Origin of the sequence: Streptomyces sp. 7N604 (assembly GCF_052245475.1) — a bacterium.
Taxonomy (GTDB): domain Bacteria; phylum Actinomycetota; class Actinomycetes; order Streptomycetales; family Streptomycetaceae; genus Streptomyces.
Map to the genome: position 1 here is coordinate 15,189 of NZ_JBQQBX010000059.1, position 14,660 is coordinate 29,848.

General features: G+C 68.2%; 8 protein-coding genes. 2 read left to right on the forward strand and 6 right to left on the reverse strand.

The features are described from left to right. Positions 1-373: 373 nt before the first annotated feature. A complete protein-coding gene (locus tag ACTWP8_RS36685; RefSeq protein ID WP_443326395.1) occupies positions 374-3,787 on the reverse strand; it encodes a S8 family serine peptidase in 3,414 nt (1,137 codons plus the stop codon). Positions 3,788-4,372: 585 nt separating this feature from the next. Between ACTWP8_RS36685 and ACTWP8_RS36690 the strand changes: the two genes are divergently transcribed. After that, positions 4,373-8,170, forward strand: a complete 3,798-nt coding sequence (locus tag ACTWP8_RS36690; RefSeq protein ID WP_443326396.1) for a S8 family serine peptidase — start codon at positions 4,373-4,375, stop codon at positions 8,168-8,170. A 379-nt stretch (positions 8,171-8,549) separates the two neighbouring features. Here the strand turns inward: ACTWP8_RS36690 and ACTWP8_RS36695 are convergent, their stop codons facing one another. The 3 genes from ACTWP8_RS36695 to ACTWP8_RS36705 all read right to left on the reverse strand — a co-directional run bounded on the left by ACTWP8_RS36695 (position 8,550) and on the right by ACTWP8_RS36705 (position 11,399). Next, the gene (locus ACTWP8_RS36695) at positions 8,550-8,954 is read right to left on the reverse strand and encodes a nitroreductase family deazaflavin-dependent oxidoreductase (RefSeq protein WP_443326397.1); all 405 of its coding nucleotides are present in this window, start codon (positions 8,952-8,954) and stop codon (positions 8,550-8,552) included. 478 nt (positions 8,955-9,432) lie between these two features. Then, positions 9,433-9,570, reverse strand: a complete 138-nt coding sequence (locus tag ACTWP8_RS36700) for a hypothetical protein (RefSeq protein ID WP_443326398.1) — start codon at positions 9,568-9,570, stop codon at positions 9,433-9,435. Between the two features lie 608 nt (positions 9,571-10,178). Next, positions 10,179-11,399: a serine/threonine-protein kinase gene (locus ACTWP8_RS36705; protein ID WP_443326399.1), complete on the reverse strand. Its 1,221-nt coding sequence runs from the start codon at positions 11,397-11,399 to the stop codon at positions 10,179-10,181. A 590-nt stretch (positions 11,400-11,989) separates the two neighbouring features. On the opposite strand from ACTWP8_RS36705, the gene ACTWP8_RS36710 reads away from it, so the two are divergent. Beyond that, positions 11,990-12,241, forward strand: coding sequence for a hypothetical protein (locus ACTWP8_RS36710; RefSeq protein ID WP_443326400.1), 252 nt, complete (start codon positions 11,990-11,992; stop codon positions 12,239-12,241). Positions 12,242-13,124: 883 nt separating this feature from the next. On the opposite strand, the gene ACTWP8_RS36715 is transcribed toward ACTWP8_RS36710, so the two are convergent. After that, positions 13,125-13,928, reverse strand: coding sequence for an LPXTG cell wall anchor domain-containing protein (locus tag ACTWP8_RS36715; RefSeq protein ID WP_443326401.1), 804 nt, complete (start codon positions 13,926-13,928; stop codon positions 13,125-13,127). 507 nt (positions 13,929-14,435) lie between these two features. After that, positions 14,436-14,660, reverse strand: a 225-nt coding sequence (locus ACTWP8_RS36720; protein WP_443326402.1) for a transposase, incomplete at its 5' end; no start/stop codon positions are given.

A 14,660-nucleotide genomic window follows, 5' to 3' on the forward strand; every position in this document is an offset into this window, starting at 1 on the left:
ACCACCGGCACCCACTGCCCAACCGACGGCACGCATTCGTGGAGAGCCCGTGGCGGCGTGAGTCGCACGGCGGGTTCGGCGGGCGGGCCGGGGAAACGGAACTCCGGAAACGGAGACACCGCGCCCCGGCCCGACCTGGCACCCTCGAAACGGTTACTCGCGCCCCTCACGCCGGCGGAAATCCGCAAGCTCCTGGCAGCTTGCCGCCCCCGGGCAGGACATCATCGCCGACGTCACCAAACCGCCGCCAGACACTGCCACTACAAGCGTCGCATCGCCGATCACACGAGCTCCGTCACATGACGAGCCGTCAGCTCACTGTCACTCGGAAATAGGCTCCTCACTTGCAGGAACAGCAAACTGCAACTGAGTACTAGCCCTTCAGGCCGTAGGCGCGGATCGTGGTCTGCTCTACCAAGTCGCCATTCGCCGCCTCCGCCTTGACGCGCAGGGAGACGAACTGCGCTCCGTCCGATGGCCTGGCGAGCAGCGCACCCCAGGTGTCGCCGTCGATGTGCTTCACCTTGGCGCGCTGCCAGGTCTTGCCGTCGTCGGCGGACTGCTCGACCGTGACCTTCTCCACCTGGCCGGTCCCCGTGGACTCCGCCTGCGCGCCGACGGTGATCTTCAGGGGGAACCAGGGCTGGTCGGGTACCCGGTTATAGGTGTCAAACGGTCCGGTCATGCTGAGCGTGAGCAGCGGCTGGTGCGTCGCCTCGGCCACGTTCTCGGAGAGGAACGACCACGTGGTGGTGGTCTCAGGCGCCAGGGACGCCCACTTGGGGCTGCGGTTCGACTTCACCTCCAGTGTGTAGCGGCCCTTCTCCGCGGGCACTGCCCAAAAGCCCCACGGCTTCTGCGAGGTCCCGATCACCGTGCCGTCCTCCTTGGCGAGCGTGGTCTGCGCGGTGATGTACGGCGCGCTGAGTACGGAGGCGGCGGAGTGGCCGGGATCGCCCGGCGCATACGGCCAGACCTGGGCGAGCAGGTTGTCGCCGAGCCTGACCACCCGGTTCCACGGGTGCATGGAGATGTCGGAGCCGAGCACCGCGGAGTTCCAGGTGTGCGTACGCCGCTCACCCGGCTTGTAGCCGTAGTACCCGGCCTCGACGTGCCCGTCGAAGTCGCTGATCTCCGGTACGTCGGTCGAGCGCTGCCACAGGTAGTGGCTCCACCGGATGTCCTCCCTCGCCGAGAAGAACTCCGTGCGCCTCGACGGCAGGGGGATGTCGTCGAAGGCCGCGTTCACGAGGGACTGGTTCGGCAGGTAGTCCGGGGTGGAGGAGCGGGTGCCGAGGGCGTCGATGCCCTGCGCGCGGTACAGCGCGCGCTCCTGCCCCAGATCACGGTCGCGCACCCGGTAGCTGAGCGAGTCCGGGATCCCGCCCGACGACGGCTCAGCGACGTAGTACGCGTACCTCTCGCTGCTTCCCGGGGGCGGCAGGAGGGTCTGGTAGATGCCGAAGTCGAACCTGGCGGGGTCGGCCTTCACCGGGATGGCGTAGAGCTCCTCGCCGCGGTAGCTGCGGTAGTTGGTGTGCACGGCGATGCCGTCGCCGGCCTCACCGACCACGTAGATCTGGTCGATGTCCGCGACGTGGCGTACGGCGTCCGGCTTGTCGGCCTTCACCTCGATCTTCGTGCCCTCACGGGCGTCCAGAGTGATCGTCGTGGGCTTGTCGAGGACGATCTGCGGGACGCTCGCCCACGTCCTGCTGGCCAACTGCGCAGGCTCGCCTGGCTTCGGCGTGTCGACGAGCGCGTTCAGGCCGTACGTCGCCTTGGGGACGCGTACGGTCAGCACGCCGTCCGTCAGCGGCGGCAGCCGGGGGGAGTCGCCGCTGTCGAGGTCGACCAGATCGAAGTAGTGGTCGAGTTCCGGGCTGGCCGGCTTGCCCGCGCGGTCGACGGCCTTGACCGTCAACTCGAACGACTCGGGCTCGGTAGTCGCGGCGAACGGCGTGGTGACGGTGGCGCCGTCGGGCCCGGTCGCGATGACGCGCCCGCCGAAGCTGCCGGGGGCGCCCGCGAGCAGCGCCTTGGGCGTGACCGTCAGGTCGACGGTGGCCGTGCCGTGAGCGGGCACGGTGACATCGTTGTCCGCAACGACGAACGCACCGTCAGGCAGCCCGGCTCCACCCGGTCCGGCCCCAGTGACCTGGAGAGACAGGGTGACGGGAGCGTCGCCGTCGTTGGTGTACGTCACGGACTTGGTGACGGGCGGCAAATCGGTCTGCGGGTACTCCAGCAGCCCGAAGTCCACGGCGGTGGTGGTGGCGCGGACGGTCTGCTTGACGGCGCGGGCGAGGTCGACCCGGCCGCTGCCCTGGTCGAAGACGCCCGCGTCGGCGACGGGCTTGGCGGTGCTGGTCAGCGCCGCCTTGAGCGTCTTGCCCGACCAGTCCGGGTGCTGCTGGGCCAGGATCGCGGCGCCCGCCGCCACATGCGGGCTGGCCATCGAGGTGCCGCTGGCCATGGTGTGGTGGTCGTCGACAGGCGTGCCCATGGACGTGCCCGCGGCGCGCGCCGCGACGATCGACTCACCGGGCGCGGCGATATCGGGCTTGACCGCGAAGTCGCGGAACCGTGGCCCGCGCGAGGAGAACCCGCTGACCCGGTCGGTCTTGGACACGCTGCCGACAGCGAGGGCGGCGTCGGCAGCGGCCGGGGTGGCCACCGTGCCCGACGCGCTGCCGCTGTTGCCCGCGGCGACGACGAAGAGGGTGCCGTACTGGGCGGAGAGCCGGTTCACTGCGGCGGAGAGCGGGTCGGTTCCGTCGGTGGCACGGCCGCCGAGGCTCATGTTGACTATCTTCGCCCGCTGCGCGGCCCACTCCATCCCGGCGAGGATGGCCGAGAAGTCGCACGACTCCGCGCCGCACACCTTGCCGACCAGCAGCCGGGCGTCGGGGGCAACTCCCTTGTGCTTGCCACCGGACGCGGCTCCTGATCCCGCGATGGTGGAGGCGACGTGGGTGCCGTGCCCGAAGGTGTCCTTGACTCCGTCCGGGCTATTGGTGAAGTCCTTGCCCTCGGCAACGGTGGAGCCGAAGTCGGGATGGGTCGCGTCGTAGCCGCCGTCGAGGACAGCGACGGTCACGCCCTTGCCGGTGTACCCCGCCTCCCACGCGGCCGGTGCGCCGATCTGGGTGTTGCTCTGCTCGTCGGTGAGGCGCGCCTCACCGTCGAGCCAGATCTTGGTGACTCCGTCCTTGAGCCTGCTTCGCTTCCCGGCGTCGTGGGTGATCAGCGAGGCCCACAGCTTGCCGAGTTTGTTCTTGTCGGCGACGACCGACGAGCCGCCAAGGCTGGGCAGTCGACGGGTCACCTTGGCGATCCCAACCTTGGCCGGGGTTTTGTCGGACCGGGAGGAGACGAGCAACGGCAACGTGCTGCGGGACTTGTCGTCCCGGTGCTGACGCACCAGTTCCGCGACGTCGAACAGGTTGCCGTCGAGCGCGCCGGACGACACGAGTGGCCGTGCGTCGTCGGGAATCACCACGATACGGTCAACACCGTCCCGGTCTCTGGTGATGTGTCTGATGAATCCGATGTCCTTGCGGCCCGGACCCGGGAGCACCCTGAGCTCGTACCGCCGGTCGGGGAGTTGGGTGACGATGACCCGATCTCCGGTGAGCAGCGTCGCAGAGTGGGTCACCGGGTTCGACGCACGGCCGGCGGCCGGCGCCCGGTCGGCCGTGTCCGACACCGCGCCCTGTGCGGGCGTGGTGGGCACAAGCACGGCAGCTACCGCTGATAAGGCGACGAATGTCCTGGTCCAGCGCATGATCGACTCCTTTGGAGAGCGCTGCGTGGCACGGCACCCGGACCGGGAGGCGATCGATGGTGCGCTGGAGCAAAGGCCCGGGCGTGATCGGTGCACGACTTCCGATGGCGCTTGCTGTTCCATCGCCAACGAAGGCTGGACTAGACCTCTTTGCCTGTCAAGGTACAGACCAATTATGAAAGGTCGCCCATTCCCACAGAGCCGCACTGCGGTCAGGAGGCAGCGACCTTCGATCAACGCCCCCAAGTCGACCGGGGCGCCCTCTGACGAGTTCGCCCCACTACAGCTCGCGTCGGGCGCGTTGGCAGCACCGAGTGCCCCAGCCCTCCCGCCTCGCTTCGGCGGCCGTCCGGACCATCGGCGCGAACACAGAAGTACTTTCTGACCGAGGACGATGGGGCGGGATGGGCCTCTAGCGGCATGAACTACCCATTTCAGACGGCTCGTCAGCCCGTCGGACTGATTTCTCAGTCTTTGACCTGCACTGAACGAGAAACCTCGGCCTGCGCGCTGGCGGGGATTGGTCTATACCTTCACAATCACCCACGCAGAGACCCCCTACAGCACGATCTGAAGGGAGCAGCGATGCGCACGCGCTCGAGGGTCTTGGCAGCCGGTCTCGGCGTGGCGTTCATGGTCGGAGGAATGCCTCCGGCCGTCGCCGACCCAGGTCCGACGCCATCCCCAGTCAAACTCGCCGAAAGCCCCAGATTCGACGCTGCGAGCAAGGCCAAGTCCCGCACCCTGACCCTGGTCACCGGGGATGTCCTCTCAGTCTCCGTCCAGCCCGACGGGCGGACGGCGATAAGCCAGGTCTCCGGCGGCGGCAATGGCCACATCAGCTGGACGGACGTCGAGCAGCAGTCCTACTTCCTGCCCAAGCAGGCCGCGCCCTATGTGTCGGCGGGTCTGGTCGACCGGGAGCTGTTCAACATCACCCGGCTGATCAAGGACGGCTACGACGACGGCAAGCGGACAACGTTGCCACTGATCCTGTCCCGCAGGAAGCAGTCCGCACGCGACCAGGCGGACCGGCCCGCACTCGACGGCAGCGTCACGGCCCGGGAGCTGCGGAGCATCGACGCCACGGCGGTGCGAGAGAACAAGAAGAAGGCCTCCGACTTCTGGCGGGACCTCACCGGGCTCACCTTCGGCGCCATACCCGACTCGACCACGTCAGCCACCGCGCCGAAGCTGGCGAACGGGGTCACAAAGGTGTGGCTGGACCGCAAGGTCAAGACAAGCTTAGACGTCAGTGTTCCGCAGATCGGGGCCCCGGAGGCGTGGAAGTCGGGGTACACCGGAAAGGGCGTCACCATTGCCGTCCTCGACACCGGGATCGCCCAGCACCCGGACCTGGAAGGCAAGATCACGGCTGCCCAGGACTTCACCGGGAGCGACACCGGCACCGATGACCGGACCGGGCACGGCACGCATGTCGCCTCCACCATCGCCGGTACCGGGGCCGCGTCCGGCGGCACGTACAAGGGCGTGGCACCGGACGCCGGCCTGATCAACGCCAAGGTGCTCGGCGATGACGGATCGGGATCGGAGTCGCAGGTCATCGCGGGTATGGAGTGGGCCGCGAGCAAGGCCCAGGTCGTCAGCATGAGCCTGGGCAGCGACCAGGCCAGCGACGGCACCGACCCGTCCTCCCAGGCGATCAACAACCTCACCAAGTCCACCGGCGCGCTGTTCGTGGTGGCCGCGGGCAACGCAGGCCCGAATGCGCGCACCATCGGCTCGCCCGCCGCCGCAGACGCGGCCCTGACCGTGGGCGCGGTCAGCAAGCAGGACGAACTCGCGGACTTCTCCGGCCGGGGGCCACGTCTGGGCGACAACGCGATCAAGCCCGAGATCACCGCACCCGGCGTCGGCATCGCCGCCGCCCGAGTCAAGGGCAGCCCGGTCGGCGACAACGAGCCGGTCGACGACAACTACGCACGGGCCACCGGCACCTCCATGGCCACCCCGCATGTCTCCGGCACCGCGGCGCTGCTCCTCCAGCAGCACACGGAGTGGAAGGCGGACCGCCTCAAGACCGCCCTCACCAGCACCGCCAAGGGGCTGCCCGATCTGACCCCGTTCCAGCAGGGCTCCGGGCGCGTGGACGTGGCCAGGGCGAGCGCCCAGACCGTGAGCGCGTCGACCGGAACTCTCAACCTCGGCTACTTCGAGAGCCCCTTCGACGAGATCGACCCGGTGACGAAGACGGTCACCTACCGCAACGACGGCGACCAGCCCGTCTCCCTCGACCTCAGGGCCGCGGCCACCTCCGAGAAGGGCTCCCCGGCGGGCGGCGACCTGCTGAAGGTCGAACCGGCCGGCCTCACCGTCCCCGCCGGAGGCACCGCGGACGCCGTCGTCACCCTCGACGTCACCAAGGGCGACCTCGGCCTGTACGGCGGTGCCCTCACCGCCACCAGCGACAACGGCTCCACGGTGCTGCACACGGCCCTGGCCTTCACCAAGCAGCAGGTGCACCGGGTCTCGCTGCGGGCCAAGGACCGTGAGGGCCGCCCGGCCTCCGCACGGGTCGCCCTGGCCAGCCAGGCCACCGGTGACGACGTGAGCGTGGACGTCGATGGGGCCACCGGCGAGGGCACCGCGAAGGTCTACGACGACGGCCCCTTCTCGGTGACGGCCTTCGTGTACACCAAGGACGAACACAACCGGCACGAGATCGAGCAGACCGCCTTCGCGTTCCCGGACTTCAAGGTCCCTGGGGACCGCGAACTCGTCCTCGACGCGCGCCAGGCGAAGCCGGTGGACATCACCATTCCGGAGTCCGTTACCGAAGTGTACGAACTCCAGCAGCATGTCTACCGGAAAGCAGGCAAGGTGAACGCCCTCGTCAGCTCCGTACCGGGCGTCGCGGCGACGAAGCTGTCCGCCGCGCCCTCCGAGGCAGCGGTCACAGGCGAGTTCGAGTACGTCACCCGCGAGCACCTGATCGCACCGCGGTTCCGGCGGGTCAGCACAGTGAACTCGGGTGTGGAGCTGCACCCGACGTACATGGGCTTCCGCGGGTTCACCAACCCGCCGCTCGACGGCAAGCACCGCCTGGAGGTCATCGACGTGGGTGCAGGGGCACCCGAGGACTACAGGGGCAAGGACGTCAAGGGCAAGATCGCTCTCATCGTCTCCAACCCCGAACCGGGGTCGTCGATGCGGCTGATCGCGACGGCCGCCGCCAATGGGGCGAAGGCCACCCTGATCTACGGCAATGAGCCTGGGATGTTCCGTGACCCGTCGGTGTTCCGCTCCCCGATCCCCCCGATGCAGATCGACTACGAGGAGGGCCACAAGCTCCTCGACCTCCTCAAGGCCGGCCCGGTCCACCTCGGCATCGACGCCGTCGCCGGCAGCCCGTACGACTACTCCATCGTGCTGCCCGAGGCCGACCGTATCCCCAACTCGCTCACCTACCGGCTCGGCGCCGACAAGCTGGCGACGGTGGACACCAGGCTCCACGCGGTGTACCCCGGCCAGGTCGGTGCCTACACCGCGTACGGGCGCCGGCCGTACGAATTTCTCTGGTCTGCCCTGCCCCTGACGGTGCCCTACCCACACAGGCACCAGCTGTACGTGGTCGCGGACCGCGAGACCCACTTCGGCCAGTCGGTCTGGGCACGATTCCCGGAGCTCTCCACGGTGGTGTTCAGCCACACGTACGAGCCCGGCGATCACAGGACCGAGGAGTGGTTCAAAGCCCCGCTGGGACCGGGAGTGACCGATATCCACGCGCCGTCCGCCCGGCGGGGCAACACCCTCCTCATCAACATCGGCGAGATCACCGACTCGGATCCGGAACACGGGATGAACTTCTCCGTTCCGTCCGCCGAGGTGCGGGTCTACGAGGACGGCGAACTGGTCGGCACAGGCGAGCACCCGTCGGGAACGCTGGAGCTGGACAACCCCGACCCCGCCACGTACCGGATCGAGCTCGACGTCAAGGAGCAGCTGCCCGACTGGCGGTTCGCCAGGACCAGCAACACGTCGTGGACCTTCGGCTCGGAGAAGACCCCGGACGACACGTGGACGGCGCTGCAACTCATCAAGAACTTCTGGGACCTGGCGCTCGACGGCGACAACGCGACGCGCGCCGACAGGCCGTTCGTCCTGAAGTTCAAGCCCGAGACGCAGATGGATGCGCCGCCGGTCCCGATCAAGGACGTCAGGCTGGAGGTCTCCTACGACAAGGGCAAGACCTGGCAGCCCACCCACAAACCGGTCGAGCTCCCGGACGGCAGCTATCGGACGCTGATCCAGCACCCGAAGCTGTCCGACACCGACGGGAAGGTCGCCCTGCGCCTGCACGTGGCCGATGAGCAGGGCGGAAAGCTGGACCAGACCGTCTATGACGCCTACGCGCTGAAGTAGGGCGACGGCCGAAGGAGAAGGAAGGGAGCGGTTGAGAAAAGCGGGACAGCCGGTGGGCCGGAGGTGGCCGACCCCGGCCCACCGGACGGTCACCACGGTCAACTTCCCCGCCGGGCTAGCGGTTGGAGCCGCGGAGCCGATCGGCCTGCGTCGCGTAACGGGGCATGGCTGCCTGTGCCCATCAACTCCACGTAGTTGCTGGCCAGACCGGCCCAGCGGCCCTCGACCTCCGAGTACGTACGCGTGGGCGGTGGCCCGGCGTTCCACCGTCGCCGCCGAGGCCGGAGGAGCCTGGCGCCACTGTGCCCCCGGCGACCACTCACGGTGAGCACGAGCCCTCAACCGAGCCGCAGAAGGTTTCGGGCAGGCCCCGGGAAAACTACTGCCGTTCGAGGACGACGACAGGGATCTCCCGGTCGGTCTTCTTCCGGTATTCGTTGTAGTCCGGCCACACCGCGGCCATCTTCTCCCACAGCTTCGCGCGCTCCTCGCCGGCGGCGGTGCGGGCGCGGGCGGTGAATTTGTCCGCCTTGACCTGCACCTTCACCTCGGAGTCCTGCTGGAGGTTGAGGTACCAACCGGGGTGCGCGGGAGCACCGCCCTTCGAGGCCACGATCACGTGGTCGCCGTCCACCTCCTGGTAGATCAGCGCGAACTTGCGGTCCTGGCCGGTCTTGCGGCCCTTGGTGGTCAGCACCAGGATCGGCGCACCCTTCTCCCAGTCGTGGCCGACCTCGCCGTTGGTCTCCTCGTACCGGCGGACGTGTTCGTCACCGAAAAGCATGCGGTTGCTCCTATTCGCAGCGGTCAACCAACGCCAACGACGGCGCCCCTCCTTCGCATTCCGCGTCACGCCCCAGAGCCCGAGCAGCAGGTTGCGCACCCCGGTCGCGGCGAACCGGCACGCTGAGGAATACGCAACTCACGATGACGCGAGGTTGCCCGTTCCACACCCCTGGCCGTTCGCCCTGTTCTGCGCGATCTGGGCCCAGTCGTTGGCCACCGCCCGCGGTGCATGTCCAGGATCTGCTGAACATCCTGTTGCGTTCTGACGATGTTCATTGCCGTAGGCCAGAGACACACGGGCTGCTACGGCGATGGCCCAAGGGGTGTACGGCCTCTGATCGGGGAAGAGCCGGTCGCTTTGCCGCCAGGTTCTCGACCGTGCGGTACGCAGGTGATCGCGTCGGCCGGTGACCAGAGCGCGCCACCGGTCGCGGGTGGCCTGTTGGCCGTCAAGCCACTGTGCCGGTGAGGGCGCATCATCGAGAGGGAGGTCGGCCAATGAAGTGGGCGATGTCGATGTAGTAGGCGTAGTCGCCGCTGCGAGTGAGGTCACGCAGCTGGGAGATCGAGGCGGTCGCCTCATCGTCGGTGCCCCCGACGGCGAGTGGAAGCACATGGCGAGCTCCAGGATGGCGGCCGCGGAGCCGAGGCCGGCGACGCGGGTTTCGGTACGAAGGATGGCTGCGCGGTGCTCGAGTCGCCGGTCGTTCCCGCGTCGCGGACCAGGGCGGCGATCTGGGTGGTGAGGGTGGTGGCGCGCAGGTCAAGTCCGGACAGCAACTGCTGGGCGAGCTCAAGCTCGTCGTTGGCCTTTCGGACAAGCAAGCGGCCGCCATGGGCCTGTTGTGTGCCGAGGGTGGGATCTGCGGACGAGGGGTAAGGACCGGCGGCCCGCTTACAACATCCCCGAGCAGCCGGGCCAGCGCCGACTGACGTGCAGAGCCTGCTGCAGCGACGGCATCGATGAGCTGGAGCGTCTGGCGGGCCGATGAAAATCGGCCAGGAGGTTGCGCGCAGGCCGATCGACGTGCACGTCGACGGCGGGGCTCGCCGGCGTGGAGGAGCTCCTTCGGGGCCAATGGAGCCGCCCCTGACCTCACTCAAGCAGCAAGTCGACAGCGGCGCTGGGTGCCGGAAGCCGATGGCGGTGATTGACCAGAGCTGCCAGCGCCTACGCACCCAGGCCATAGAAGCTATAGCGGGCGCAGAAGTTGAGCCATCGTCACTGCTTCTTCTGTTCTTCGGCTTCCTTCATCACGGCTTCTTCCTGCCGCTTCCGCTCTTCTTCTTCCGCTTCCTTTGCGGCTTCTTCCTGCCGCTCGCGTTCTTCCTCCGCTGCCTTCCGGGCCTCTTCGGGCGACACCAACTCGTCCTTGGCGGGCGGTGGCGTGGTGGCAGGGTCGCCTTGCTGGTGTGTGCGGGACTGCGACTCGGTCGGGGAAGGCGTGTGGGCCTCGTCGTCCGAGCCGGAGTTGAGCTGGAAGCCGACCACACAGGCGGCGAGGAATACGGCCACCATCGCAGCGATGACGGGGACGGGCCTACGGCGGGAGCCCTGGCCTGGGCCGGGAACAAGCGGCAGCGTGGATCGCGAGGTCCCGGCTTCCTGCGCTGTCGACCTCAACGCTCCGGGGATGCCGGTGGCCGCAGAGTCTTCGGCGAGGAACTGTGCAGCTTGTGTGGCGGTCGGACGTGCGGCGGCGTCCTTGGCCAGCATCCGCAGCGTGAAGTCCGCCAGCGCGGCGGGTATGTCCGGGCGCAGCTCGGCCGGTGGCTGTGGTGCCGCGTTGACGTGCTGGTACACCACTGCGGCTGGATCACCGGAGAACGGAGGATGCCCGCACAGCATCTCGTACAGGACACAGCCCAGCGCGTACACGTCGCTCTCGGGGCCGGCCGCGCCGCCCATGCCTCGCTCCGGGGCAAGGTAGGAGCTGGTGCCGAGCACCTCCCCCGTGGTGGTCAGCGCAGAGGCGGCCGCCACGGCTGCGCGGGCGATGCCGAAGTCCGCCACCTTGATCGTGTCACCGGTCAGCAGCAGGTTGCCGGGCTTGATGTCCCGGTGCACCACCCCGCGGGCGTGAGCGGCGGCCAGACCGGTAGCGGCCTGCCCAGCGATATGCCGCGCCTCCTCCACCCGGAAAGGACCGCGATCGGCCATTTCTTGCCGCAGGCTGCGCCCCGGCACCAGTTCCATCACCAGGTAGCCGCGCCCGGCTTCCTCGCCGAAGTCGTAGACGGCCACCACGTTCGGGTGGTTCAGCTGGGCAGCGGTCTGTGCCTCCCGCCGGAAGCGTTCCGCGGCATCGGCCACTGCCGTGTGTTCGAGCAGCAGCTTGACGGCGACGTCACGTCCGAGGGTGGTGTCCTGGGCACGCCACACCTCTCCCATGGCGCCGCGGCCCAGCAGCTCCACGAACCTGTACCGCCCCGCTGTCAGCACGAGCTACCTCCTTCAGGGCCTACGGAGACACACGACGCTGCACCTGTGCGCCCGGGGCAGCCTCGGGCTGTCATGCGCCAGACTGATCCCGCGGCGCAGACGGGACCGGGTGCAGATCAGGCCCGTTCGGGCCCTGAACCACCCGCGCCGCGGGGCGCAGAGCAGGAAGCACCGGGGGAGGGCTTCCTGCTCCGCACGCAACCGGAATTACTCGGCCGTACCCCTTCTGCGCCAGGAGGGAGCTAATCCATCACACATTCCTGTGACCTTCGTGTGGAATTCTGGCAACGCTTTCTCGCACGGCGCGCATCAACGATGACGTAACGCGTCCCACACGTTTCCCGAGAGTGCACCGCGGGCAGGGCACGGCACACGCGCAATCACGCCGGGGTTCGGTGAAGGCCTCTTGGAGAAGTGAGGCAGACTCCGCTGTGATTGCCCTACCCTCCCCCGAGGCAATTCGCACCACAACAGATTGGACCGTCATGAGTCACCCTCACGGGCCCACAAGCCACGCCCATGAGCCCGCCCCAGCAGGCCCCCGGTACAGCGGATCCCGGGACGAGTCGCCCTCGAAGCGGACAGCCCTCGTGGTCCATACCGTCGCTGACATCGCCGCCGCGCTGCTGGGGCTGTGGATCGTCCTCTACCTGCTCGACGCCAATCAGGGCAACGTTTTCGTCCAGTTCGTCCGGGACATGGCCTACTGGCTCGCCGGCTGGTCGCAGAACATTTTCACCATGGAAAACGACCATGTGCGACTTGCCCTTAATTACGGCCTGCCTGCAGTCGTCTACCTGTTTATCGGGCATGGTATCGCCGCAAAGATACGCCGCGGGTGATCGAGAACACATCGAGTTCCGCTCACGCGTGGAACCGGTGATTGTGATGCAGGCGCACCTCCATCACATAATCACCTCCTTTGGCTGCGGCCCGCACTGGCACATCACCACGCCACTGCGGGCCGCATTCATGTGGCGCCAGCACTGTGTGCTTGTCGGTGTGGGGTCGCCGACCGAGTCGGTCGAGGTCCGAGCACACGATGTCGAACCCGCGCCGCGCGGAGGGCAAGAGCTCTTCCAGGTCCTGCCACCCGCCGTGACGCTCAAGCAGCGTGCCCAGACAGCGGAGCCGTTGCACCAAGGGCACGGGACCGTTGCGGGAAGGTCGTAGCCGGGTGAGCATCGTGTGTCCGGCGCATACCTCGTGACAGCCGACGTGCGCCACGAGGCGCTCACCGCACCTGATGCCAACGTGCTCCTTCTTAGGCAGCCACGTCAGGGCCAGAATGGCATGGCCCGGGAGAGCCAACGGTGGCTCGGCAGCCTGTGAAGGATGGTCCCATGACGGAGCGAGCTGAGGGCGGTGGCGTGTTCGCCACCCTGCCGGTCACCTGGGGCGCCAAGCCATAGTCCCACGGCCCACGGCCCAGGCACATTCTGGCCTGCAACTGGCGGGGCGGCTGGGCAGGTCGGCGTCGACTGTCTCCCGCGAGAATGCCCCAACGGCGGCCGGGAACGGCTACCGTGCCGCGTCCGCAGACGCGGCTGCCTGCGCACGGGGGCGTCGGCCCAAGCAGTGCGGCAGCGCCTGGTGGACCCGGCGTGGGCATTGATCGCCACGGCTGTCCCGGTCCCAACTGTCATCGCCAACTCCGCCAGGACAGCATGACAGTGGGGTCGGTCCCCATGCAGTCCGACCCCACTCGATCATGGCGACGCAGCGTCAGTCTTGCTGGGCAGCGGCCTTGCGGCGACGCATCACCAGGTAGCCGCCCGTACCGAGCATCAGGGCCGCCGCGACGGACAGGCCGATCGCCGACCCGGCACCGGTCGCCGCCAGGTCACCGCCACCGATGCCATTCGGCGAAGCCGCAGGAGCGGGCTGATCCGACGCCTCGTCCTCCGGCTTGGCAGACGCTTCCTCGCAGGGCTCGCCGGACATCTCCGAAGAGGCTTCGTCGCACGGCTTGCCAGACGGCTCCTTGCAGGCCCCACCGGAGTTCTCCGGGGAGACTTCCTCGCACAGTTCGTCGGAGACCTCCTCCGACGGCTCAGCACCGGGCGCCTCCGTGGCTTGTCCGGACGGAGCCGTAACCGACGAGGGGCAGGTGTGCGACAGGTTGAACAGCTCCAGGTCGCCGCCTTCCACCTCGGCCACAGCAGAGGTGAGCTTTGCGCCCGGCAGCGACGCCACGTAGGCGTGCTTGTCCGACGGCGGGCCGAAGTCGGTGACCACCTTCTGGCCGCCCGGCTCGAAGGTCACCGTCAGCTCGACGAAGTCCGTCGAGTTGCCCGGCAGCACGAAGTGCCACCCATCCTGGCCCTCAGGGATTCCCGAGCACTGATTCGCCGCCTTCTGCGGCACGCCCCCGTCATCGGTGGTGGCGGTGCGCGGAAGCTGCTGGCGCAGCTCCACGGTGTAGGTGTGGTCGTCAGCGAAGGCCGGTGAAGGACCTGCCGCAAGGAGGAGCGAAGCCGCGGCGGGGAGCGCAGCGACCCAACGGGCGGTCATGGAGCGCGAAGGCATGACGGGGACACCTCTGTGGCTGAAGAGGAATGCGGGCCGTGGGGGGCGGCTCAGCTTGCTGGCTACCGCAGCTCCGGTCAAGCGCCTCTTGCACCAATTGCCGCCTATTGACGACCCCGTATCGCATTGACCTTCATAACAATTCCGCTTGCACAGGGGTCACGGTGCCGAGGCTCCACAAGGCCGTTACCGGCGACCGCTCGACCGCTCGACCGCTGATCATCACGGTGCACGGAGGCGGCATCGTCGGTCCAGGAACAGGTCCCACAGTTGCCCACACGGCACTGTCGAGCAGTCCGGGGAGTCCTCCATCTCACCCTGCCCCACGAACGTCGTCATCTGCTCCTCCAGCTCCGCGCCCCGGCCCTGACCACAGGCGCCGCCTGGTGCCATCGGTGGGTTGCTCCATCCAGCAGCGCCCCTGTTCTCGCTCTGATGTGCGGCATTCGGATAGATTGCCGGACAGAATCACGCAGGGCGGTTACTGACATTGAATGCGTGATGTCGTCATGGTGGGGCGGGGACGAGGCCGGTGCCGGTGAGGCAGCCGTCGAGAACGTCGCTGCGGTACTGAAGCTGGCGTAAGCCCCGCCGGACGGCGGCAGTCAGCTCTTCGGGATCGGCGAAAGCACGGTTGGCCAGGGTGGTGCGGCGCAGGATGGACCAGATCCCTTCCACGGGGTTCAGGTCGGGCGCGTAGGACGGCAGCTGGTAGACCGTGAGCCACTCCCG